The organism is Tabrizicola soli, assembly GCF_015999335.1.
Classification (GTDB): Bacteria; Pseudomonadota; Alphaproteobacteria; order Rhodobacterales; family Rhodobacteraceae; genus Tabrizicola; species Tabrizicola soli.
Genome location: NZ_JAEACP010000010.1, coordinates 1 through 23,072, shown reverse-complemented (window position 1 = coordinate 23,072; position 23,072 = coordinate 1). Strand labels below are relative to the sequence as shown.

Sequence of the window (23,072 nt, the reverse complement as noted above, 5' to 3'; positions counted from 1 at the left end):
TTCGATCAGGCGCCGGGCATGGCGGAGGGAATCCACCAGTCCCGCCCGCGCGGTGTCGTGACATATTCGGGCCAGCGGAAGTGGATGGGCGGTTCGTAGTCGCACTGGGGCGGCGTCCAGGTCGTGCCGCCCACGCCGCCGCCGGTCCTTTCGCGGAACTCGGCCCAGGCGGCCTCGCGCGCGGAGCCGTCCTCGATCAGCCGCAGCGCCGACAGCGCCAGCACCTGTGCGGCACGTTCCACCATCGGATCTATCGTAGCCCGGATGCCGCCAAGCGCATTCATCACCCAGGCAGGATAGGCATAGCCGTCCGGCCCGCGCAGCGACGGGCGGGCCACATAGAACCGCGCAGTCGGCGCGTGCCAGCACATGTCGGTATAGTCGTCCGAGGTCGAATGTGTCTGGCTGGGGGGAAGGTCGCGCCGCAGGATCGCCTCGGCCTCCTCGGGGTCGATCAACCGCGACATCTCGGGGATGAATGGATCTTCCAGCGGGGCAAGGCCCAGGTTCGCCTGAATCTCGCGCGCCACGGCACAGGCCGCCTCGCCCCAGACGGGCGCGCCCATCCGCTGCAACTCGGTCCAGACGACGCGCGCCATCGCGTGATTGGCGAGACCGGGGCGCGATTTGCAGACCCAGTGGCGCTCCCAGCGGCAGCCGGTCATGGCCGCGGCGGCCGCGGCGTTGCGGTCCAGCGCCTCCGTCACCGCTTCGGCCATGGCGATCGTCGGAACCCGCATCATGTACTGGATTTCCGCCAGCCCCGCAGGCTGGTTGTCGGCCGTGGCCTGTCCGGCGGTCAGGATCGCCTCGGAAATCGACCAGCCGCCCTGATGTGGTAGCATCGAATCCCGCAGGGATTTCGAGGTCATGAACATCAGGTTCAGCGCGTCATTGCCGCCCGGAGCCCGGATCGCGCTGTGCGATTGCGGGATGGGCGCGCCGTCGTGGCGGCCCCAACCCTCGGGCGCGTCGCAGATGAAGCGGTAGATCATCGACCAGCCGGCGCCGCAATGCGTGTCCCAGCGCACCGTGTTGCACATCGGCAGCATGTAGAACGGGTGGAAGGACAGGATCGCCGCCAGGCCGTCGTAATAGCCCTTGGCCGCATGGATCGGCTTCGATCCGCGCACCTTCTCGGCCGGTTCCCCGGTGAAACGGATGCCACCGCGGATGCCATGCTTCTGCATTGCGGCCTTGACCGCCAGCGCGGCGCCAAGTCCGGCAATGCCGAGCCCGGAATGAGGGTCGGTATGCCCGCCCGCCTGAAAGCCCAGACCGCTTCGCGGTCCGCGCCGGGGGTCGGCCGCCTGACAGTTGCCGGGGATGCCATCGTATTCGGCATACATCCCGATCACCGGACCGTCGCCGTTGCGCCAGTCGGCGCAAAAGGCGGTCGGCATGCCGCCGGAACCTTCCTCGACGGTGAAGCCCTCGGCGCGAAGCCGCGCCACATACCATTCGGCAGAACGGTACTCGCGCCATGCGGTTTCGCCGAAGTCGAAGATCGTGGCGCACCAGTCCGACAACTCGCCTTGGCGCGCGGCGATCGCCGCCAGCGCGTCGCGCTGCGCAGCCGTCAGATCGGGGTTGGGGGCAATGGGCGACAAGGACGCGCCTTTCGGTTCGGGTCTCTGCCAACAGGGCTAGCGCCGCCGCCCCCGTTGCGAAAAGTGAAACATTTTCCGTTCAGCGTGAAATGGATTTCACCTTTCCCTGTCACAATCCATCCGGCTGCGCTAGGCTTTCGCCAGGACCGGAGGCCCAGATGGCACGTATCCCCTCGACCCAGGCGCTGCGTGCGCTGGAAAGCTTTGCCCGCCACGGCACGGTCTGGCAGGCGGCCGACGAGCTGAACCTGACCCGCAGCGCAGTCAGCCACCAGTTGCGCCTGCTGGAGCGTGACCTGGGTTTCCGGCTTACCTCGCGCATCGGCACCCGGGTGGAACTGACGCCGCAGGGCCTGGCCTATGCCCTCGACGTCCGGCGCGCACTGGCGATGATTTCCGGCTCGGCCTCGCGCAATGCTGCGCGCGGCGTCTCGGGCGGCCTGAGGGTCAGTTGCCCGCCCGGCTTTGCTTCAAGCTGGCTTTGCGCCAAGATCGGCGCTTTCGTGGCGGCCTACCCGGATGTGTCACTGTCGGTCGAAACCCCGCGCCGACTTGACGATGTCAGCAACCCCGACGTGGATGTGTTCATAACTTTCGGATTCGGCAACCAGCCAGAGATGGAGGTGGAGTTGCTGCGCGCGGTGGAATTCACCCCGCTGTGTAGCCCCGCGCTGCTTTTCCGGCTCGACGGTCTGCCCCAGCCCGCAATGCTGCGCGAGACGGTCCTTCTGCACCTCGGCGACCACGACGATTGGGAGAACTGGTTCCGGCTGGCCGGACTTGGCGACTGCACCGGCCGCACGGGTATCGTCTTTTCGGACATGAACCTTGTCTATGCCGCGGCGCTTGGCTCGCAAGGCGTGGCGATGGGGGATGAATTCATCTGCCACGACGCCATGGCGGCCGGTCAACTGGTGCGGCCGTTCGATCTGGCGATCCGCTCGGCGCGGTCCTATTTCATGATCGTTCCCCCTGAAAAGGCGGAAAATCCGGCCTGCGCCGCCTTCCGGGGCTGGATCCGCTCGGAGCTGCACCCCGAACAGGTCCTGTCGCATCTTTGACAAATCGCATTTGCCGACGGGGCGAATAAGTTTCCATTGCCACGACGGCGCATCTGTTCCTAGGCTCTGTCCCGTAATCCCTGTGCAGGACGGTCCCTTTGATTCAGGCGGCAGAGATCGGCGCAACAGCCATCGGCAAGACTTTCGGGCAGTTCACGGCCCTGGCCGACATCACCTTGACGATCGCGCGGGGTGAGTTCCTGACGCTGCTCGGCCCTTCGGGATCGGGCAAGACCACCTTCCTGATGGTCCTGTCGGGCTTTGAGGCGCCGACCACCGGCCGCCTCACACTGGATGGCCGCGACATGACCGACCAGCCACCCGAGGCGCGCGGCTTCGGCATGGTCTTTCAGGGCTATGCGCTGTTTCCCCACCTGACGGTCGAGGAGAACATCGCCTTCCCGCTGAAGGTGCAGCGCCGCAGCCCCGCGCAGATCAGAACCCGCGTGGCCGAGATGGTCGAGATGGTCGGGCTTGGCGGCCATGGCCACAAGCTGCCCTCCGGCCTGTCGGGCGGGCAGCAGCAGCGTGTGGCGCTGGCGCGCGCGCTGGCCTATGAGCCGCCGGTCCTTCTGCTTGACGAACCCTTCTCGGCGCTGGACAAGAACCTGCGCGGGCAGATGCAGGACGAGATGCGCCGCATCCACCGCGAGACCGGCACCACCTTCGTCTTCGTGACCCATGACCAGGAGGAGGCGCTTGCGCTCTCGTCGCGGATCGCCATCTTCGAGAGGGGCCGCCTGCAACAGCTGGCCCCGCCGCGTGAAGTCTATGAACGCCCCGCCAACCGCTTCGTCGCGGAATTCCTGGGCGACATCAACATCCTGCCGGTCGCCGGTGGCAAGATCGAAGGGCGGCCGGTCATCCTGCCCGGCACCGGCAACGCCGGCGATCTGGCGATCCGGCCGGAATACATGGGGCTGTCCGTCACCGAGCCCGCCGAGGGCAATGCCCTGCCCGCACGGCTGACCGATCTTACCTATCTTGGCGCCGAGACGCGGCTCACCCTGCTGACTGCGGGGGGTGTGCCACTGATCCTGCACCATCCCACCAACTCATTGCCCGACGGGCTTGCCCCCGGCGCGTCCGTCTGGGCCGGCTGGGCCCCCGCGCGCGGATTTCTGCTTTGACTGCCGACGGCAATCGGGCCGCGATAATGAAACGACCATAGGGAGAGCTTCAATGAACGGACCCATCCAACGCGATGCGCTTGACATTCTTCATACGAGGCTGAAGCGCGGCCAGATTTCGCGGCGTGACTTCACCACCGGCCTTGCCCTGCTTCTGGGCACCTCGGCGATCGGGATGCGCAGCACGCCCGCCATGGCACAGGACAAGGGGCTTGTCCTGGTCAACTGGGGTGGCGACGCCGGACCCGCCTATGACGAGGCCTATTGCAAGGCCTTCCTGGAAGCCACCGGCATTACCGTCAAGCAGGACGGCTCGGGCCCGACCGAAGGTGCGATCGCCGCGCAGATCGAAAGCGGCAAGCCCGCCTGGGACATCGTCGACGTCGATCCCTTCTCGGCCGAGGCGCTTGGGAAGAAAGGCATGATGGAGCCGATCGACTATGCCGTGGTCGACAAGACCAAGATGCGCGAAGGCTTCGGCTGGGAGTTTTCCGCCTCGTCCTACTTCTACAGCTACATCATCGCCTATGACGCGACCAAGTTCAAAGACAACCCGCCGAAATCCATGGCGGATTTCTTCGATGTCGAGAAGTTCCCCGGCAAACGCTCGCTTTACAAATGGGGCGCCGGCATGTGGGAGGCCGCGCTTCTGGCCGATGGCGTGGCACCCGACGAGCTTTACCCGCTCGACCTCAAGCGGGCGCATGACAAGATCGCGGCGTTCAAGGACAACGTGGTGGCCTATTGGGGCGGCGGCTCGGAAAGCCAGTCGATCCTGCTGAACGGCGAGGCGTCGATGGCGCTGATCTGGTCTACCCGCGCCAAGCTGATCGAACAGGATTCGGGCGGCGATATCGCCTTCATCTGGGATCAGGGCCTCATCGCGCCGGGTGCCCTGGGCGTGCTGAAGGGCAACCCCGGCGGCAAGGAGGCGGCGATGCAGTTCATCGCCTCGGCGCAGGATCCCGAAAAGCAGCTGGTGATGTTCCGGATGCTGGGGCAGGGTCCCGCCAACCCGGCCGCCGATGCCATGCTGCCGCCGGAAGAGGCGCGCTACAACCCGGTGGATCCGGCGAATTTCGCGCTTCAGATCCCGCTCGACATGCCGTGGTATGAGGAAAACTACGGTGCCGCGCTGGATGAATACCTGAAGATCATCTCGGCCTGACCAATCCGTTGCCCCCTTGCGGCCAGAGTGCCGTCGGGGGGCAACCCGACCGGAGTTCCGGCATGACCGCCCGCCATGTCCTGCTGCTTGGCCCGCTTCTGATGCTTCTGGGCGCGGCCTATCTTCTGCCCTTTCTCGGCGTGATGCGCTGGAGCGTCACCCTGCCTGAGCCCGGCTTCGGCCAGTATCACGCGGCACTGAGCGATCCGCTGGTGCTGGGGGTGATCTGGCGCACCGTGCGGATCTGCGCGGTCGTGACGGTGATCGCAGTGGCCGCCGCCTACGCGCTGACGCTGATCTGGGTGCGTGGCGGCAGGACTGCGCGCACCCTGGTCGAGCTTTGCATCATGATCCCGTTCTGGATCTCTGTCCTGACCCGCGCCTTCGGCTGGCTGGCGCTTCTGTCGAACAAGGGCATCATCAACGGCTGGCTGCAATCGCTGGGCTTCCTGTCCGAGCCGCTTACGCTGGTGCGCAACGAATTCGGCGTCGTGGTCGGCATGGTGCATTTCCTGATCCCCTTCGCCGCCTTCCCGTTGGCCACCGCCATGCGCAGCGTGGACGAGCGCGTGCTTCTGGCCGCGCGCGGCATGGGGGCATCGCGGACGCGCATCTTCTGGCAGATCTTCCTGCCGATGACGAAGAACGGCGTTCTCGGCGCGGCGCTGCTGGTCTTCGTCTTCGCGCTTGGCTTCTTCGTGACCCCGGCGATCCTTGGTGGCGGACGCAGCGTGATGGTGGCCGAGCTTATCTACCTGCGCATCTTCCAAAGTCCGGACTGGGGTCTTGGCGCGGCGATCAGCGTCATCCTGATGGTGACGGTCGGCCTGCTCCTGGGCGTGATGATGCGGCAGAACAGGGGGGCCGCGCGATGATCCAGCTTCGTCCGGGCCTTCTGGCCACCACGCTGGCCGCGCTGATCGCGGTCTTCCTGCTGATGCCACTGGTCGCCGTGATCCCGGTCAGCTTCACGCCCACCCGATATCTTGCGGTTCCGGATGGCGAATGGTCGCTGCGTCACTATCGTGCGCTGATCGAGAACCCCGCCTGGGCGCAGGGTATCTGGCTGTCGATCCGCATCGGCGTCGTCGCCTCGCTGGTCGCCACGGCGCTTGCCGCCGCTTTCAGCCTGGGGATCTGGATGCTGAAGCCGCGCTTTGCCGGGGTGCTGATGGGGCTTGCGCTTCTGCCGATGGTCGCGCCCCCGGTGGTCTCGGCGCTGACGCTGTATTTCTTCCTCACCACGCTCAGCAAGGTGAACGACCTTGTCGCCTATGACACCTGGGCCGGGGTGGCGCTGGCCCACGCGGTGATGATCGCGCCCTTTGCGGTGGTGCTGATCTCGGTCGCGCTGTCGCAGCTCGACCGACGGATCGACCTGGCCGCGCGCTCGATGGGGGCGGGGATCGGCACGCGGGTCTTCCGCATCATCCTGCCGAATATCCGATTCACCCTGCTCACCGCGCTGTTCCTGACCTTCGTGCTGTCCTGGGAGGAGATCGGCGTGACGCTGTTCATCACCTCGGTCGATGCGGTGACCCTGCCGCGGCTGATGTGGATGGGGCTGCGCGACAATATCGACCCGGCGATTGCCGCAATCTCGGTCGTGCTGATCGTCATCGTGGTGACGGTCGTCCTGGGCAAGACCCTCTGGCAATGGCGCGCAACCGGAAGGAAGGCCCGATGACCACTGAAATCTCGACCGGGGTCTATCTGACCCATCTGCTGCGCGCCTACGGCGTGGAGTGCGTGTTCGGCATTCCCGGCGTCCATACGATCGAGCTTTACCGCGGGCTTTCCGGCAGCGGCATCCGCCATGTCACGCCGCGCCACGAACAGGGCGCGGGCTTCATGGCCGACGGCTATGCCCGCGCCTCGGGCCGACCCGGCGTCTGCTTCATCATCTCCGGCCCCGGCATGACCAATATCCTGACCGCCATGGGTCAGGCCTATGGCGATTCGGTGCCGATGCTGGTGATCTCGACCGTCAACGCGCATGGCCGCATGGGCTCGGGCGAGGGCTGGTTGCACGAACTGCCGAACCAGCAGGCAATGGTTGCGGGGGTTGCCGCCTTCAGCCGCACCATCCACCGGCCCGAGGAACTGGCCCCGGCCCTGGCGCAGGCTTTCGCCGTCTTCGACAGCGCCCGCCCGCGTCCGGTGCATCTGGAACTGCCGATCGACGTGATGCTTGCGCCCGCCGGCCACCTGCCGCTGCCGGACCGCGCCGCCCGCCTGTCGCGCCCGGCACCCGACCCCGCGCGGATCGCCAGGGCGGTCGAGCTTCTGTCGGCTGCGAAGGCGCCGGTGATCCTGGCCGGGGGCGGCGCCACCCGCGCGTCCGCCCTGCCTGCGCTGGCCGAGGCGCTGGACGCACCGCTGGTGATGACGACGAACGGCCGCGGCATCCTGCCGCCGGGCCATCCGCTTGCCGTGACCCTGACCGCCTCGATGCCCGCCACCCGGGCGCTGGTCGCCGGGGCGGACGTGGTGCTCGCCATCGGCACCGAGATGGGGCCGACCGATTACGACATGTACGAGGACGGCGGTTTCCGCCTGTCTGGCACCTTTATCCGCTTGGACATCGACCCTGCGCAGGTGATGTGCGGCCCGGTCCCGGCTCTCGGGATCGTCGGGGATGCCGCCCTGGGGGCCGAGGCGCTCCGGGCTGCGATCCCGGCACGGACACCGGGGGACGGTGCGGCGCGGGCCGCCGCGGCCCAAGCCGGGCTTGCGGCCCTGCCGGAGATGCTGCGCCACGACCTCGAGTTGTTGGGCCTTGTGCGCGACACGCTGCCGGGCACGCTGATCGTGGGGGATTCGACCCAGGCGGTCTATGCCGGGAACATGGGCTTTGCCGCCGCGCGTCCGGGCGGCTATTTCAACTCGGCCACCGGATACGGCACACTTGGCTATGGCCTGCCTGCCGCCATCGGCGCCGCCCTGGCCGAAGGCCGCCCGGTGATCGCGCTTTCAGGCGACGGCGGGCTGCAATTCTCGCTTGCCGAGCTGACCAGCGCAATCGAGGCGAAGGCCCCGGTCATCCTGATGCTTTACGACAACAAGGGCTATGGCGAGATCAAGTCGGCCATGCTGGCGCAGAACGTGCCTCCGCTCGGTGTGGACATACTGACCCCCGACCTTGCTGCGATCGCCCGCGCCTGCGGCTGGACCGTGACCGAAGTGGCAACCGGCGATGCCCTGCGCGCCGAACTCGTCGCCGCGGCGGGGCGGGGCGCGTGCACGATGGTCCTCTACGACGACCGGCTGCGCCGCAGTCTGACGCCCGGCTTGTCGGGGCAGACGGAAGCCCTTCGTCGCCACCCGTAAGGGGCAGGCCACGTTGACACTCTGCAACCACTGTGATGATCTGCGAAAATTGGTTTCAGCTGTCGACAACATGCCACCTGACAGTCTCGAAAGGTCATCGCATCAGGCGGCAACGGATGCCAACATCAGGATTGAGAGTGGAAAAGGACAAAGGAATCGGCGCTTGCTTCTGTGAGGTGGCGCGTCGGCATCCTGAGTTTCCAGCCATCGTGCTGCGGGGAGCAGGTGTAAGCTATCGAGAGCTCTGGTCTGTTGTCCGGCGTTTTGCGCTGCGGATGAAAGAACTTGGCGTGAATCGACACGGCATTGTAGCTCTGAACACGTCTGATCCTCTCGTTTCGATCGCTGCGCTTTTGGCGAGCGCGCTACTGGGCAGTCAGTTTGTAGTCGCGGGGCCCAATCTCGCTCGTACAAAGGCTCTTCAACCGACGCTCTTTCTCCGATCAGCCGAAATGGATGAGGGACGGCGCAGAACATACCATCTGATCGATGAGACATGGTGGCCGGAGCCGGAGCAGGAGGCCGATTTCTCTGTGGCTGAGTTCGAGCCCGTCGATCTGGATGCTCCCTGGCTGGCTCAGCACACCTCGGGTACGACGGGAACGCCCAAGTACCTGTCTCTCAGCCAGCGGATAGTCCTGAATCGCACGGCTGCCATCGCGGGCGACTTCCCGCATGCCGCCACGACCGTTGCCATGCTCTTTTCCGCCACCTCGAGGCCCTTCCAGGCCCGAGCGATTGGAGCCTTGCTGAACGCCTGCACCATCGTGACCGGAGCGGATCTTGCGCAGTGGCGGCGATGCGGCGTCAATTATATCTGCGGTTCTCCGCTACAGGCAGCGGAATTCTTCCGCAGCGTCGAGCCCGCGCGCAAGTTCCAACGCATCGAAACTAGCGGCGGTCGTCTATCGGAGCCGGACGCCGCCGTGCTCCTGGACCATTTCAAGACTGTAATCGACATCTATGGCGCCAGCGAGACGAACAAGACATTCGCCACGTTGATCGAACGCGGACCGGACGGGACGATCCTGCGCATCGGGCGGCCACTGGACAGCGAGGTACAGGTCGTGGACCGGAATGGACAGCCCTGTCCGGTCGAAGTGACCGGCACGGTCCGTGTGCGCAACGGTTATATGGTACCGGGATACATCGGTCAGCCCGATCAGACGGCGAAGGTTTTCCGCGACGGCTGGTTTTATCCCGGCGATATCGGCCATTGGACACCGCGCGGCGCACTCGAGGTCATCGGTCGCGAGGACGATCTGATGTCGGTCGGCGGCGTCAAGGTCTATGCAACTCTGATCGACCTGATGATGTCGGTCGTGCCCGGCGTGCAGGAGGCGATCTGCTTCAAGAATCCTAAGGCCGGTGCTGCTGATGAGTTGCTGGCCTTTGTCAAGTTCGACCCGCTGGTCAATCGTGCCGACTGCATAGAGCGGATCCGCCAGTCGATCACCGACAAGTTTGGCGTGATGCTTCCGATACGGAATATCCACGCCATCGACGCCATTCCCCGCAACGAGAACGGCAAGCCGTTGCGGGCGGTCGCACAGAAGATGATCCTTGAGAAGGTCGCAACTCTGTCAGCGGAGCGGCAACAGGGCTGAACATGCAGGCAAATATCGCTCTCGACCTGCGCGCTCGCGCTGCCGCCACGCCCGACTTGCCGGCGCTGATCGCCGCCGACTTGACCCTGCCCTTTGGCAAGCTCTGGCAACTGGTCGATTGCTTCGCCTGCCGCATGGCCGAGGCGGGCATCGATCAGCACGCGCGTGTGGCTCTTGAAACCACTGACCGAATAGTTGCGATCTGCACCATGTTCGCTTCGGCCCTGGTCGGGGCAGAGTTTGTGACGCTGGACCCCCATCTGATGCAGGTTCCGGCGCTGCGGCCAACGCATTTTCTGCGCTCGCCCGAGGCGGCAGGGATGCCCGGGATGCCCTTTCTGGTACTGGATGAAACCTGGTCGCCACGTTCGGGCTCCGGCTCTACCCATGGCGGCGCTTCCTGGTCGGGATACGCTGGGCCCGACGCTGCTGCCTGGATCGTTCAATCATCGGGTACCACCGGGCGGCCGAAGTTCATGCGCTTGTCACAGGCGCTGGTGCATCGCCGCGTGCACGCCGTCATGTCCGAGTTCGAACCCCAGCGAACGCGCATGGCGGCGCTGTTCCATAGCGGATCGCGGCCCTTCCTGATCCGTGCCGCCGCTGCCCTTCTGAGCGGCTGCGCCATCGTGGACAGCATGGATATCGACTTTCTGCAGTCTCAGGACGTGACGCTACTCTGCGCCTCTCCGCGGCAGGTGCGTGAGTGGCTGGGCAACCGGCGTATCGACCCGCCAATCGCCCGCCTTCAGTGCAGCGGGGCGAAGCTCTCGGCCGAGGAAACCCGACGGCTTCTCGACAGCTTCACCGTGGTCGAGGATGTCTACGGCTCCAGCGAGACTATCAAGGCGCATGTCAACATCAGCAGACTGGAGGGGCGCGCCGTCGTTACCCGCGGCCAACCCGCCGGGGCCGAGATCCAGATACTGCACGAGAATGGCCAACCTTGCATCGAGGGCGAGATCGGGACGGTGCACATCCGCACGGCCTGCATGGCCAGCGGCTATGTGGACGACGACGCGGCGACCGCGCGCAGCTTCCGGGATGGCTGGTTCCTTCCCGGCGATCTTGCCACCTGGGGACCAGACGGGCGGCTGGACGTGATCGGGCGGGCCAACGACGTGGTCAACCTGGGCGGGCGCAAGGTCTCGCTGACCGATGTGGACCAGCTTCTTGCGGCAGTTCCGGGGGTGGTGCAGGCCGTGGCATTCCGCCATCCAGCCGAGGATCGGCAGGACGAGCTTGCTGCGCTGCTGCAAGTGCACGACATCGCGACGGCGGATGCCATCGTGGCCCGTGCCCGTGTCTCCTGCGTGCAGGTGCTGGGACCAGATAGTACCCCGCGCGAGATCATGGTCGTTGCGGCGCTGCCCTTGACCGCCGATGGCGTTCCCCGACGCAGCGCCTGCCGGGAGTTCTATCTCAAGGCGGCTGGGGTCGGGCTTGACGCACCTTAACCGCAGTAGGCAGGAGAGGGAGAGAGAGACCATGCTCGAGTCCACGCTCAATCCGGCAACGGCGCTGCGCGCGATAGCCGCCCGGGCCCCCGACCGTCCGGCCATCGTCTACCCGGACCAGGCGTTTTCCTACCGCGCGCTTATGTCCCTGACCGAGGCGTTCGCCCTGCGCCTGCGCGGTCTTGGCGTCGGGCCAGAGGCGACGGTGCATCTGAACAGCCGTGACACCGCAGTGGTAGTGCCGGTCGTGCTGGCGACCGCCCTGTTGGGCGCGAGGTTCCTGCAGAATGTCGGCACGCTGGACCAGACCGGCCTGCCCCATGTGACCCATGCGCTGCGTGGGCCGGATGCAGCTGAGGACAGCGGACACGCGGTCGCGATCGACGCCAGCTGGTCGCCTGCGACCGTGCGGGCCGAAGGGCTCGCCTGGTCGCCCGAGGATGACGCACGTTGTCCCGATGCCCCGTGGCTGATCGTCTATACCTCGGGCACCACCGGCCTGCCCAAGTTCGTCGCGCTGACGCAGCGCATGATGGCCGGGCGTTCGGCCGCCGTGGCCGACGAATTCCGTCCCGATGAGGCACGCATCGCCGCCCTGTTTCCATCGGATAGCCGTCCCTTCCTTGCCCGCATGCTGGCCACGTTCTGGAACGGCGCCACCCTGGTCGACAGCCGAGATCCCGAGGTCTGGGCGCGCGCCGGCGTCACCCGCGTGACCGGATCTCTGGCCCAAGCCAAGGCGCTGTGCACCGACCGCGTTCTGGTGCCGCGCATTCCCGAGATCGAGGTTTCGGGCGCACGTCTTTCGGATGCCGACGCAGCGCTGCTGCTGCGGTCGTTCGAACGGGTGGACGATACCTACGGCGCCACCGAGACGAACAAGACCTTCTCCCACTTCAAGACGCTTAGTTCCTCGGGCGAGGTGGTCAGCACACCCCATCCGCGTGACAGCATCATCCAGATTCTGCGCGCCGACGGCACGCCGGCAGGCCCCGACGAAGAGGGCGAACTGCGCATCCGCAACGCCTATATGGCGACCGGCTACCTGGACGCGCCCGAGGCGACCGCCCGCGCCTTCCGCGACAGCTGGTTCCACCCCGGCGACCGCGGCCTGTGGGGTGAAGACGGCGCGCTGGTGATCCGGCCGCGCGCCGGCGAATTCGTCAATGCCGAAGGTTCCAAGATCGGCCTGCCCGGCATCGACCGGGTTCTTGCGTCGGTGGATGGCATCCGCGAGGCGGTGGTCTTTCCCAGCCCGAAGCCAGAGGCCGAGGGCAGGCTGATCGCCTTCGCCGTGTTCGACGGGGACGTGAACCGCCCGCAGGTCGTCGAGCGCGCCCGTCAGCGCTGCACCGAGGTTCTGGGCGCCCGGCTGACCCCGGCCGTGATCCGACCGATTGCAGACCTGCCAAGACTGCCCGATGGATCCCCCGACCGTGAAACCTGCAAATCGCTGATCCTGGAGGCCGCCGCACGCGCGGCGGAGTCGGCTGACTAATACCGCAAGCTGTTGGGAATCAAGAAGCCGGACGCATGGCGAGTGTAGAAAGAATGCAACTATGTGCAGATTTCTTCTTCTGGTTCAGCGTCACCAGCGGCCGGCTTCGCAATAGAACTTGACGCAAAGGCATTTGAAGAACAGCGTCGCGGTCAAAAGGATGGCGAGTGAAGTTTGCGGCTGGACAGTCTGGATCGCCTGTTTACCAAGGCCATCCCGTTTCAGTCGCCCTCTCTGACTACCTTTGTCGGCAAAAAAAGAAACTTGGGACAGTTGAAGGATCTGTAGAATGCGAACCATGAACACTTTCGAAAAGGCAACGCTTACAACGACTGGCATGGCATCAGCCGTTGCCTTGATGGCCGGGGCCGCACAGGCGCAGGATTTCGACGGCTTCTACATGGGTGTGTCGGTCGGCATGCTCTCGGGCGATACCCCGATCGGCTACACCAGCGACCAGTACAAGCTTGAAAAGCACGGCACGCCGGGCATGTTCGTCGGCTACAACCAGTCGATGGCCAGCGGCTTGGTGGTCGGTGCCGAACTTGCCTTCCAGGGCGAAACGGGCGGTGATGACGACGACGGGTCCAGCTACGACACCTACTCGATCAAGAACGTCATCGACCTGAAGGCCAAGGTCGGGACCCAGGTTGCCGCCGGCGGCAAGCCGATTCTTCTCTACGGCTTCGCCGGGATGAGCTCGGGCAACGTCGCCATGTATTACGGCGACTACAGCTTCACCGGCTACAACTACGGCCTCGGCGCCGAAATGAAGGTAAGCGAGGCGTTCTCGATCGGCCTCGAGCTCATGGGCCGGAACGTCGACAGCTACGACAGCTCGGACGGTGACATCACCACCAATCACCAGCAGGTCTCGCTGCGCGGTGCGTTCCACTTCTGATCTTCCGGCTTGCCGGGAAGCGAAAGGCCGGACCCGATGGTCCGGCCTTTTCCGTTCCGCGCGGCGCTCAGCCCGGTTTCGCAGCGCCAGCCAGCCGCTCGCGCAGGTAGGGCTTGCGATCAAGGAAATCCTCGGTCGAATTGGTGCGCGGGAACGGCGCCTCCGGGACTGGCACGCCAAGAAAATCGCAGAGTGGCCCCCAACCCTGCCGCACGTCGAATTCCAGCAGTTGCTCCGGGGGAACGGTGCGGCGCACCTCGTCGACATGGTCCTGCCAGACCTTGAGCACGAAGTCGCGGTCGGTCATCCGGTCCTTGAACAAGCCCTTGTAGATGAGTCGATAGACCATTTCCGACACCGCCCGCGCATGTTCGCTGTCGCCGTACTCGCTGCCGATGGTGACCGAGGGCACGATGGTCGCCTGGAGGCTGTCGAACCAGGCCACCGGGTTGCGCAGGGTAAGGATCACCTTGGCTTCGGGAAAGGCTGCGTGCAATTCCTTCCAGTAGACGGCGGCGGGCCAGTCCACCTGCGAGACGTAGCCTTCGAAAACCTTTGACCAGTCCGGAGTCTGTCCGCCAAGTGCCGCCATCCAGGGTGCCAGAAAGCTGGGGTGCTCCCGGATTTCATACAGGTGATAACAGGGCCCGAACCCCAACTGCTCAAGCGCCAGTTTCAGCGACAACGTTCCGGTGCGCCCGAACCCGGCGCCGATCACCTTGAGGGTCATGCGTGTCCTCTCTGTCAGGTCCAAAGGTGGTCAGACTGGGGCAGTTTCGTCCAGCTTCCAGGCGAATACAACCGGGCCCCAAATCCGCTTCTAGGCAATGGCGCTCCTCAGCGCCGGTTTTGGTCAAGCCGGCGCCGATGGCTAAGCCAGATCGCAGCGTTGCCGAGTCCGTATCCCGCGTAACTTCCGCATCTCTGCGCCACAGAAATCACGGTTCCGTCAAATGGGCGCGCCAGAAAGACCTGCTGAAACCAGCCGTTGTCATCGGCATCAAGGAAGACCTCTGCAGCTGCCAACTTCGCCATAAGGAGGTCGGACAGTCCCAACTGTGCCCCAGAAACATCAAGATGCGCCTGCGGGACCGGCAAGAGCTTATGTCCGGCGTCGACCAGGGCTTCCGAGGCGGCAAGGATATCTGCAGTTGCAAGGCAAAGCAGGTCCGCGTCCAGACTGTCCTGTTGTTCAGCCGGAAGATGGGCGTCGGCACGCTCGGTCGCCGGCGTGGCCATCAGGAACCGGATGGCTTCGGTGTCCAGACGCGACAGGTGAATGGGGCCATCAGGGTCAGGCAGGTCAGGCAGGTCCCGCCAGCCAAGACGCAGGGCTGCGGACAAGCCCAGCTTTGCCCGGCGTGATGCTCCCGGGGGGCCCTGCACCAGCAGGTGGTCGACGCCCGAGATCCCCGCCTTGTGGAACAGACCCCGTAGTGGGACCTCCTCCACAGCTGGTCTCGAGCCGTTGATTGCCAGGTCTGGTTGTGGATCCAGCATCATCCGGACCGATCCTTGAGCCTGGTCGATCGAAAGCCTGACCCCAAGCGACCGAAGCCGGTCGCTTGGCAGAGAGCGCAGGGCGGCCTCAACCGGCCGCCTGGTGCGAAAGGTTTCCGGTAGCGCGATCCTTTTGGTGCCAAGCCGTTGTGGTGCCTGCCGGGCGCGCAGGCCGGCGAATGACAGCATCGCATCGCGCGCAGTTGCGACCGGCTCGGTTGCGCGCAGCTCGTCGGAGAAGACCTCGACACTAAGGGGCCCCGCGTATCCGGTGGCTTCGACTGCGGCGATGAACCGCGTCAGGTCAAGGTCGCCAAGGCCCGGAAGGCGACGATGGTGGCGCGACAGCCGGATGATCTCCATCTGCAGGCGCGGCGCGTCTGCGATCTGGACCAGGAAAATCCGGTCTCCGGGGATGGCCGGGATATCATCCGTCGGAATATCCAGGACAAGGGAATGAAAGCTGTCAAGCACCAGGCCAAGGGCCGGATGGTCGGCCCGCTGCACGATCTGCCAGGCGGAGCTGTGGCTTGCGACATGCGTCCCCCAGGACAGGGCCTCGTATCCCACTTTCAAGCCCCGTGCTTGTGTCAGATCCGCCAGCGCGGCAAGATCGGCGGCCGCGCGTCCCTGATCCGCAAGTGCCACCGGCGAGACCGCGGAACAGACCAGCAGCATCCTCGCGCCAAGCGATGCGGCAATGTCCAGCTGTCGGGCCACCCGGTCGAACACCGCCTTGCGGTGCGGCTCCGGCATGCCTTCGATATCACGACAAGGCTGGAACGCCGCGATCTCGATCCCGAGGTCAGCCGCCAGTTGCCGCACGCTCGTCACGTTCAAGCCGCTTGCAAGCAGGTCCTGCTCGATCAACTCTATGGCTTCGAAGCCAGCCGCCGCCGCGGCGGTCATCTTCTGCTGGAGGTCGCCCGAAAGCGACACTGTGGCGATGCATGGCTGCACGGGCAATTCCAACCGGGCGTCTGATATCCATGTCCACGCCAGAAGATCTTGGGCATTCGGGCGGCGGTGGACCTGTGCCCCGCTTATGTTTCGGAGAGTGCAACGGGTCAAGGCAGATTGGTCGGATCATGCAGTCACCCGGTGGTGCGGCGGATAGCCGACCTTCCGGCAAACCCGGTCGAGCGTCGCAACCACATCCTCGCCGCGGTAACTGTAGCGAGCACCGGAACGAAGCGCGAGAAGGTGTCGACGGCGGTCAGAACCTGCCCGTCGCCAGCGCATACTTCTTCTTCAAGCTGAAGTAGGTCGCCTGGCTGATTCCCGTCTTGCGGCAGATCTCCGTGGCCGGCGTTCTCTCCTCGCCCTGCTTCAGGATGAACGACTTTTGGGCATCCTAAAACTTGCTCGCCTTCATGCGATTCCGCTCCTCTCCCGGCGCGCGAGGTCACCGGGCAGGGGCGGTTCCGCGTCTGGGCGGCGAAGGTGTGACCTCGGGCTCTGCGCCGGCCCGCCCTGTCGCAGCTGATGGTGGCGTCGGTTAGGCGAGATTTTCCTTGAAGAACGCGATGGTCCGCTCCCAGGCCAGTTCCGCGGCCGCTTGATCGTAACGCGGCGTGCTGTCGTTGTGGAAACCATGGTTCACGCCGGGATAGATGAATGCTTCATACCGAACGCCCGCCGCCTTGAGCGCCGCTTCGAAAGCCGGCCAGCCCTCATTCACCCGCTGATCCAGTTCGGCATAGTGGATCAAGAGCGGCGCCTTGATCTTCGCGACGTCTTCCGATGCGGGTTGGCGGCCATAGAAGGGGACTGCGCCTCGCAGTTCCGGATAGGCAACTGCGGCAGCGTTGGCGACACCTCCGCCATAGCAGAACCCGGTGATGCCCACCCTTCCGGTAGACATCTCATGGTCCATCAGCCATTCGACGGCGGCAAAGAAGTCGTTCATGAGCTTGGCGCTGTCCACTGTCGACTGCAGCTCCCGTCCCGCTTCGTCATTCCCGGGATAACCGCCGACGCTGGTCAGGCCGTCGGGGGCAAGAGCGAGGAAACCCGCCTTGGCAAGGCGTCGCGCCACATCCTCGATGTAGGGATTCAGTCCCCGGTTCTCGTGCACCACCACTACCGCCGGCAGCTTTCCGTCCGCGGCAACGGGACGGACAAGATACCCCCGCACCTCGCCATGGCCGTTCGGGCTGGGGTACATGACGTATTCGGCCAATATGTCCGGGTCATTGAAGCTGACCTGTTCGGCCAGGGCATAGTCGGGGCTCATCATCCCCAGGATCGCGGTCGCCGTGAGGCCGCCGACCGCATATCTCCCGGCTCGATCCAGAAACTCGCGTTTGGTGATCCTGCCGTGCGCATAGAAATCGTAAAGCTCAAGAAGTTCAGGCGCGAAGTCCTTCGCGGTCATGCGGTCCCTCAGCTGTTTCATCGGGTCCTCCTTTGAACTGAAGCGCCAAGAGTACGCCCCATCCGTCCGATCCCAAAGCACAATGGCGAGACCCTGAAGCGTCGCCCGAGGTCGGGATGGCCATCGGACGCTATTCGGCGGTGCCTGTCCGGGGGCAGTGCGGACCGGCGCAGCGAGACGCTTGCGGATCTGCCAGGCGCTTCCTTTCCGCTTGGCCTGCGCCGCGATTGGGGCGAGAGTCAGCGGGAGAATCTGCAGAGGGTTTCTCGATCGGATGCCCGACCTGGTCTTTCAGACAGACATGCAGACCCATGAACCGCCGCTGTCCTCGTGGAAGTGGCGGTATGCAGTACGATATCCGGTCCTTGCCTGGCAGAGACGGCAGCGGCAGCTGGAACGGATGGACCACAGCCGGAAGACCGGCGTCCGGAAGGTGATCTTCCATCTTCTGAAGTACCTGCACCGGCGCAACAGCATCCGGCTGGGGTTCAGCATCCCGCTGCACACCTTCGGGCCAGGCCTGTCCATCGCCCATTGGGGCACGATCGCGGTGGACAGCCAGGCCCGCATCGGCCGGAACTGCCGCATCCATCAGGGCGTCACGATCGGCCGGTCGAAGGATCGGTCGCCGGTGATCGGAGACAATTGCTTCATCGGGGCCAATGCCAGCATCATCGGCGGAATCACTCTGGGCAATGACGTGAAGATCGGCGCCGGCGCGGTGGTCAACCGCTCGTTTCCCGATGGGGCGGTTCTGGTCGGGGTGCCGGCCGAGAACATCGCCGGCGGCCGGACGACCCGCACCGGACCGGAGCAAGCTGGCGCCGGGCGTCCGCAGGGGAGCGCAGGGTCGGGAGGAAGGCGGGCGCATGTGCGGCCTGTTCGGTGAGTTCGGTCCGGAGGCGCTGCGCGATCCCGCGGACATCGAGGCGATCTCGCGCACCATCCACCACCGTGGCCCGGATGACGGCGGCAGCAAAACGGGGCCGGGCTGGATGCTGGGGTTCCGCAGGCTTGCGATCCTGGATCTGTCGGCAGCGGGCCACCAGCCATTGCACAGCGAGGACGGCCGCTATGTCATCGCCTTCAACGGCGAGGTCTACAACTACCTCGAACTGCGCGAGGAACTGCTGGCGCAGGGCGAACGGTTCCGCAGCGGTACGGATACCGAGGTCGTGCTGCGCCTCTTGATGCGCGAGGGCGCGGCCGCCCTGGGACGGTTGAACGGCATGTTCGCCTTCGTTTTCATCGACAAGCTGGCGCGGCGCTTCCTGATCGTGCGCGACCGGCTGGGGGTCAAGCCGCTGTACCTTTGCCGCCAGGGCGGCGGCCTGCGCTTCGCATCCGAACTGAAGGCCCTGCTGGCCTGGCAGGGCGCGGGCCGGAGCCTGAATCGGCCGGCATTGCTGGATTTCCTGTCGCTGGGCTATCTGCCGAATGCGACCTGCATCTTCCAGGGCTACGCCAAGCTTCCTGCCGGGCATTGCCTCGAGGGCGACCTCGACAACGCCGGCCGGGCCGAGCCGCGCTGCTATTGGTCGGTGACGGTCGCGCCGGACGACCGCCCGCCGCAGACCGACGCCGCCACGCGCGAGGAGTTGCAGGCACTGCTGGCCGATGCGGTCAGGCTGCGGATGCGCAGCGACGTGCCGGTGGCGATCCTGATGTCGGGCGGGGTGGACAGCACGCTGGTCGCCGCCCTTGCGCAGGCATCGGGCGCGACTCCGGTCGCGCTGACCGCGGGCTTTGCCGGGGCGGACGAGGACGAGACCGCCCTCGCCCGGACCGTCGCGCGCCACCTGGGCCTGACGCTGCGCGAGTTGCCGATCCATGCCGCCAGCCTGGCGGATGTGGACGAGCTGGCCCGGATCCATGACGAGCCCTTTGCCGACCCCTCGGCGATTCCGATGTTCCGCATCTGCGAGGCGGCGCGGCGTGAAGCGACGGTGCTTCTGTCGGGCGATGGCGGGGACGAGGCCTTCGGGGGCTATCGCCGCTATGTCGAGATGCAGCGCCACCAGTCCCTGCTCATGCTGCCGAACTGGCTGCGCAGGGCGGCCTGGACGGGGCTGCGCGGCCGGCTTGGCCCGTCGCGACAATACCGCCTGGCCAAGGCGACCCTGCCCGACGGGCTGATCGGTGCGGTCTTCGACGGGCTTGGCCTCTTGCGTGAGTCCGGGGTGCGGGCGTTGTTGCCGTCGGATCTTGCCGGGACCGCAGGCGACGTTCCGGCCGAGGTCGCGCGGCTTTGGTCGGCAAGCCGAGGCCGGGACATCCTGTCGCGGCAACGGCAGTTCGACTATGGGCTCTACCTGCCGGACGATGTGCTGGTGAAGTCCGACCGGGCCTCGATGGCACATTCCACCGAACTGCGGTCGCCCTTCCTGGACTACCGGGTTGTCGAATTCGCGGCGCGGCTGCCGAACCGGCTGCTGGTCTCGGACCGGCAGGGCAAGCTGATCCTGCGCGACCTTGCGCGCGAGCGGTTGCCGCGCGATGTCTGGGCGGGGCGGAAGAAGGGCTTCGGGGTGCCGTTGAAGGAGTGGTTGCGCGCCCCGGGGGGCCTGGCCTTCGCCCGCGAGCGGCTGCTGGAGCGCAATGCGCTGACCGCCGGCCTCTGGTCGCGCCCGGGGGCGGAGCGGCTGTTGCAGGACGCGGGCGCGATGGGAACCCATGCCGCCCAGCTGATCTGGCGGTTGCTGGTGCTGGATGCCTGGGCCCGGACCTGGCTGCCCACGGAAGGGACAAGCTGATTGAAACCTGTGCGCGTGGCAATGCTGAGCCAGCTTTACCTGCCCTTCCTGGGTGGGGCGGAAAAACAGCTGTCTTCGGTTCTGGAACGGCTTCCGGCGCTGGGGATCGAAGCGATGGTCATCGCCCGTCGGCACGACGGCAGCCCGGTCGACGACGTGGTGAACGGCATTCCGGTGCACCGGATTCCGGTCGGCACGTCGCGCGAACTGGCCTCGCTGACCTATACCGCGCGCGCTCTGCCGGTCCTGCGGCGCTTTCGCCCCGACGTCGTCCACGCGCACGAGCTGCGTTCGCCCTCGACCACTGCGATCGCCTATCGGATGCTGACCGGCACGCCGGTCGTCGCCAAGGTCCTGCGCGGCGGGTCGCTGGGGGATGTGGCGGCGCTGTCGCGGAACCGGCTGGGCCGGCTGCGGCTGAACCGGCTCTTGCGCTCGATCGATGCCTTCGCGGTGATCAGCGACGAAATCGACGGCGAACTGGCCGCCTTCGGGGTCGAGGACGCGCGCCGGAATTTCATTCCGAACGGGGTGGACACCGACCGCTACCGCCCGGCCACCGCCGGGGAGCGCGCCGCTGCCCGCGCCGCCCTGGGCCTGGGCGAGGGGCCGGTCGCGCTGTTCGCCGGGCGGCTGGAGCCCGAGAAGCGGGCGGAGCAGCTGGCTGCGCTCTGGCCCCAGGTCCGCGCCGCGGCGCCGGGGGCAGAACTGCTGATCGCGGGCACCGGCGCGCGCGAAGCGGCGGTGCGGCGCGCGGCGGGCGAGGGCGTGCGGGTCCTGGGCCGGCATACCGACATGCCCCGGCTCTTCGCGGCGGCTGATCTGTTCGTGCTGCCTTCCGAGGCCGAGGGGCTGTCGAATGCGATGCTCGAGGCGATGGCGTCCGGGCTGGGCTGTGTGGCGACCGCGGTGGGCGCGGCACCGCAACTGTTGGGCGACCGGCGCGGCTGGCTGGTTCCGGTCGATGACGGGCCGGCGCTGATCCGGGCGCTGACCGAGGCGCTGACCGACACCGGGTCCGGCCCCGACCGCCGCCGGGCGCTGCGCAGGAAGGTCGAGGAGAACTACAGCATCGACGTGACCGCAGCGCGGCTTGCTGCGCTTTACCGCAGGTTGGCGCGGAAGGCGTGAGGGCGCGTTGCTTTGCTTCGAGAGATCGCAGGCGGTCCGGGAAGGTGGTGAAAGCGGCTTGACACCGCGGGGCGATCAAGGGCCCCCTTCCGCCATATCGGTGATTGATTCAGGCACGTTCAGATGCGTTGGAAGCTTCGGCAGGGCCCGGATTTGCAGGCAGAGACCGGACGTCGCCGGTCGGGCCTGCAAGGCAGGGGGATCCTTCCGGCCTTTCTCTATGCCGCGCTGGCCTTCTCAAGCCCGCCGGCCCGGGCCGAGCCGGGCCTGCCGCAAGCGACATGCGAGCCGGCGGGCAAGCGGCAGGAACTGAACGCCCCGCCCGCCCGTCCGCTTGAGGAAAGGCCGCAGGCGACAGGCCGGATCAAGACTGCCCTGGGCCATCGCAAGACCGTCAACGTGGCCGGCCCGTGGCTGGACCAGTCGGCGCATTCCCTGGCGGATTACGGGATCGTCTGGCACAGCCTGCCGCGCCATCCCGGCGGAAACGTGATCTTCCTGCGCGAGGTCTACTGGGCCTACAGGCCCTGGCAACCCCGCAGCGAGGCGTTCCGGTTCCACGGCCCGAACCTCGACCGCTACCTGACCAGCGAACCCTGGCCGACGCTGGCCGAATACGGCCCGACCTTCCGCATGGCCTTCGAACGGCCGGACTTCCCGACCTACATCGCCGATACCGTCGAACGCACCTTGGCCGAGACCGGCGCGGACGGCATCCTTCTGGACCTCTGGATCGACAAGCAGCCCGCCTTTCCGGCCGAGCGGGTCCGCAAGGCCCGCGTGGCGCTGGCCAAGACGATCCGCGAGCGCGTGGGTCCCGGCGCGATCATCATGGGCAATGTCGGTTGGAGCCGCGATGCATCGACCCATGCCTATCTCAACGGCGTGTTCATCGAGCTGTGGAAGCAGCCCAGCAAGCGCGGCTACAGTTGCGCGGAGCTTTTGCTGATGGAGGACCTGCTGGCCCTCCACGACCGCAAGCTGGCCCAGCCGAAGCTGATTGTGTTCGAGCCCTGGCGCCAGACCCGCCGATCGAGCGCGGCGGACCGCAAGACCGCGGCGAATCTCCGCTGGGCGGGGCTGTTCGCGGCGATGGCGGCCGTGGTGCCGCGCAACGGCTATGTCATCTACACCGACAACGCCCGCGACCGCGACTCGGACGACCATGGCCATTTCTACTATGACATCTACCGCACCGATCTGGGGCAGCCGACCAGCGGCGCGACCCCGGTCGCGCCCGGCGTGGGGTATCGGCTCTTTGCCAGTGGGCTGGTGGCCTACAATGCCACTCCGCGCGAGGTGGAATTGCAGTTTGCCGACCGGACCTTGACGTTGCCGCCCCTGAGCGGCTTGTTCTGCCGGGCGGAAGGCGGTGGATGGAATTGCGCGAGATGACCGGCTGGCCCGGAGCGGGGTGCGTCGCTAGCTGTGAATTCTCAGGAGGTTGTTCACCCGAGGCGGGGTTAGGCTGCAATCGCCAAACTCCAGCCGAGGACCCCGCAGGATGAACAACCCGCACCAAGGTGCCCGCCTTACCGTCTACAGTCGA

General features: G+C 66.1%; 19 protein-coding genes and 2 pseudogenes. 14 read left to right on the top strand and 7 right to left on the bottom strand.

All coding sequences use genetic code 11. The features are described from left to right. Positions 1–5: 5 nt before the first annotated feature. Positions 6–1,610: a zinc-binding metallopeptidase family protein gene (locus I7S92_RS10505; RefSeq protein WP_242070158.1), complete on the bottom strand. Its 1,605-nt coding sequence runs from the start codon at positions 1,608–1,610 to the stop codon at positions 6–8. 158 nt (positions 1,611–1,768) lie between these two features. On the opposite strand from I7S92_RS10505, the gene I7S92_RS10500 reads away from it, so the two are divergent. From I7S92_RS10500 to I7S92_RS10460, 9 genes are all read left to right on the top strand, one after another. Beyond that, a complete protein-coding gene (locus I7S92_RS10500) occupies positions 1,769–2,671 on the top strand; it encodes a LysR substrate-binding domain-containing protein (protein WP_197643725.1) in 903 nt (300 codons plus the stop codon). Positions 2,672–2,769: 98 nt separating this feature from the next. Continuing rightward, positions 2,770–3,801, top strand: coding sequence for an ABC transporter ATP-binding protein (locus I7S92_RS10495; protein WP_242070157.1), 1,032 nt, complete (start codon positions 2,770–2,772; stop codon positions 3,799–3,801). 52 nt (positions 3,802–3,853) lie between these two features. Next, a complete protein-coding gene (locus I7S92_RS10490) occupies positions 3,854–4,969 on the top strand; it encodes an ABC transporter substrate-binding protein (RefSeq protein ID WP_197643723.1) in 1,116 nt (371 codons plus the stop codon). A gap of 62 nt (positions 4,970–5,031) precedes the next feature. Further along, positions 5,032–5,844, top strand: a complete 813-nt coding sequence (locus tag I7S92_RS10485; protein ID WP_197643721.1) for an ABC transporter permease — start codon at positions 5,032–5,034, stop codon at positions 5,842–5,844. Continuing rightward, a complete protein-coding gene (locus I7S92_RS10480) occupies positions 5,841–6,656 on the top strand; it encodes an ABC transporter permease (RefSeq protein WP_197643719.1) in 816 nt (271 codons plus the stop codon). The genes I7S92_RS10485 and I7S92_RS10480 overlap by 4 nt, the downstream gene beginning before the upstream one ends. After that, positions 6,653–8,299, top strand: coding sequence for a 5-guanidino-2-oxopentanoate decarboxylase (locus tag I7S92_RS10475; protein ID WP_197643717.1), 1,647 nt, complete (start codon positions 6,653–6,655; stop codon positions 8,297–8,299). Before I7S92_RS10480 ends, I7S92_RS10475 begins: the two co-directional genes overlap by 4 nt. Before the next feature lie 137 nt (positions 8,300–8,436). Continuing rightward, positions 8,437–9,906, top strand: coding sequence for a class I adenylate-forming enzyme family protein (locus tag I7S92_RS10470; protein WP_197643715.1), 1,470 nt, complete (start codon positions 8,437–8,439; stop codon positions 9,904–9,906). Positions 9,907–9,908: 2 nt separating this feature from the next. Then, on the top strand, positions 9,909–11,363 hold the full coding sequence (locus I7S92_RS10465) for a class I adenylate-forming enzyme family protein (RefSeq protein ID WP_197643713.1): 1,455 nt from the start codon (positions 9,909–9,911) through the stop codon (positions 11,361–11,363). A 31-nt stretch (positions 11,364–11,394) separates the two neighbouring features. Then, entirely contained in the window at positions 11,395–12,861 is a 1,467-nt protein-coding gene (locus I7S92_RS10460; RefSeq protein WP_197643711.1) for a class I adenylate-forming enzyme family protein, read from the top strand. A gap of 90 nt (positions 12,862–12,951) precedes the next feature. Here I7S92_RS10460 and I7S92_RS10455 read toward each other — a convergent pair whose 3' ends face one another. Beyond that, complete coding sequence (locus tag I7S92_RS10455) at positions 12,952–13,161, bottom strand: hypothetical protein (RefSeq protein ID WP_197643709.1); 210 nt, start codon at positions 13,159–13,161, stop codon at positions 12,952–12,954. Positions 13,162–13,198: 37 nt separating this feature from the next. On the opposite strand from I7S92_RS10455, the gene I7S92_RS10450 reads away from it, so the two are divergent. Further along, complete coding sequence (locus I7S92_RS10450) at positions 13,199–13,762, top strand: outer membrane beta-barrel protein (protein ID WP_197643707.1); 564 nt, start codon at positions 13,199–13,201, stop codon at positions 13,760–13,762. A gap of 67 nt (positions 13,763–13,829) precedes the next feature. On the opposite strand, the gene I7S92_RS10445 is transcribed toward I7S92_RS10450, so the two are convergent. The 5 genes and pseudogenes from I7S92_RS10445 to yghX form a co-directional block, all read right to left on the bottom strand. After that, positions 13,830–14,492 (bottom strand): sulfotransferase family protein, encoded by a 663-nt coding sequence (locus I7S92_RS10445; protein ID WP_197643705.1) that lies wholly within the window; start codon positions 14,490–14,492, stop codon positions 13,830–13,832. A gap of 107 nt (positions 14,493–14,599) precedes the next feature. Continuing rightward, entirely contained in the window at positions 14,600–16,234 is a 1,635-nt protein-coding gene (locus I7S92_RS10440; RefSeq protein WP_197643703.1) for a sugar phosphate isomerase/epimerase and 4-hydroxyphenylpyruvate domain-containing protein, read from the bottom strand. A gap of 123 nt (positions 16,235–16,357) precedes the next feature. Then, a pseudogene (locus tag I7S92_RS23570) lies at positions 16,358–16,488 on the bottom strand (IS3 family transposase); the annotation flags it as partial. 11 nt (positions 16,489–16,499) lie between these two features. Continuing rightward, positions 16,500–16,637, bottom strand: a pseudogene (locus I7S92_RS23470) (transposase); the annotation flags it as partial. A 123-nt stretch (positions 16,638–16,760) separates the two neighbouring features. Next, a complete protein-coding gene (yghX, locus tag I7S92_RS10425; protein WP_197643701.1) occupies positions 16,761–17,660 on the bottom strand; it encodes a YghX family hydrolase in 900 nt (299 codons plus the stop codon). Positions 17,661–17,913: 253 nt separating this feature from the next. Here yghX and I7S92_RS10420 point away from each other — a divergent pair, with 253 nt between their 5' ends. The 4 genes from I7S92_RS10420 (at position 17,914) to I7S92_RS10405 (ending at position 22,918) form a co-directional block, all read left to right on the top strand. Further along, positions 17,914–18,528, top strand: a complete 615-nt coding sequence (locus I7S92_RS10420; protein WP_197643699.1) for a serine O-acetyltransferase — start codon at positions 17,914–17,916, stop codon at positions 18,526–18,528. Beyond that, complete coding sequence (asnB, locus tag I7S92_RS10415; protein WP_197643697.1) at positions 18,509–20,392, top strand: asparagine synthase (glutamine-hydrolyzing); 1,884 nt, start codon at positions 18,509–18,511, stop codon at positions 20,390–20,392. Before I7S92_RS10420 ends, asnB begins: the two co-directional genes overlap by 20 nt. Positions 20,393–20,401: 9 nt before the next feature. Continuing rightward, positions 20,402–21,523, top strand: a complete 1,122-nt coding sequence (locus I7S92_RS10410) for a glycosyltransferase family 4 protein (protein WP_354001326.1) — start codon at positions 20,402–20,404, stop codon at positions 21,521–21,523. 123 nt (positions 21,524–21,646) lie between these two features. Next, positions 21,647–22,918 (top strand): putative glycoside hydrolase, encoded by a 1,272-nt coding sequence (locus I7S92_RS10405; protein WP_197643693.1) that lies wholly within the window; start codon positions 21,647–21,649, stop codon positions 22,916–22,918. Positions 22,919–23,072: the final 154 nt, after the last annotated feature.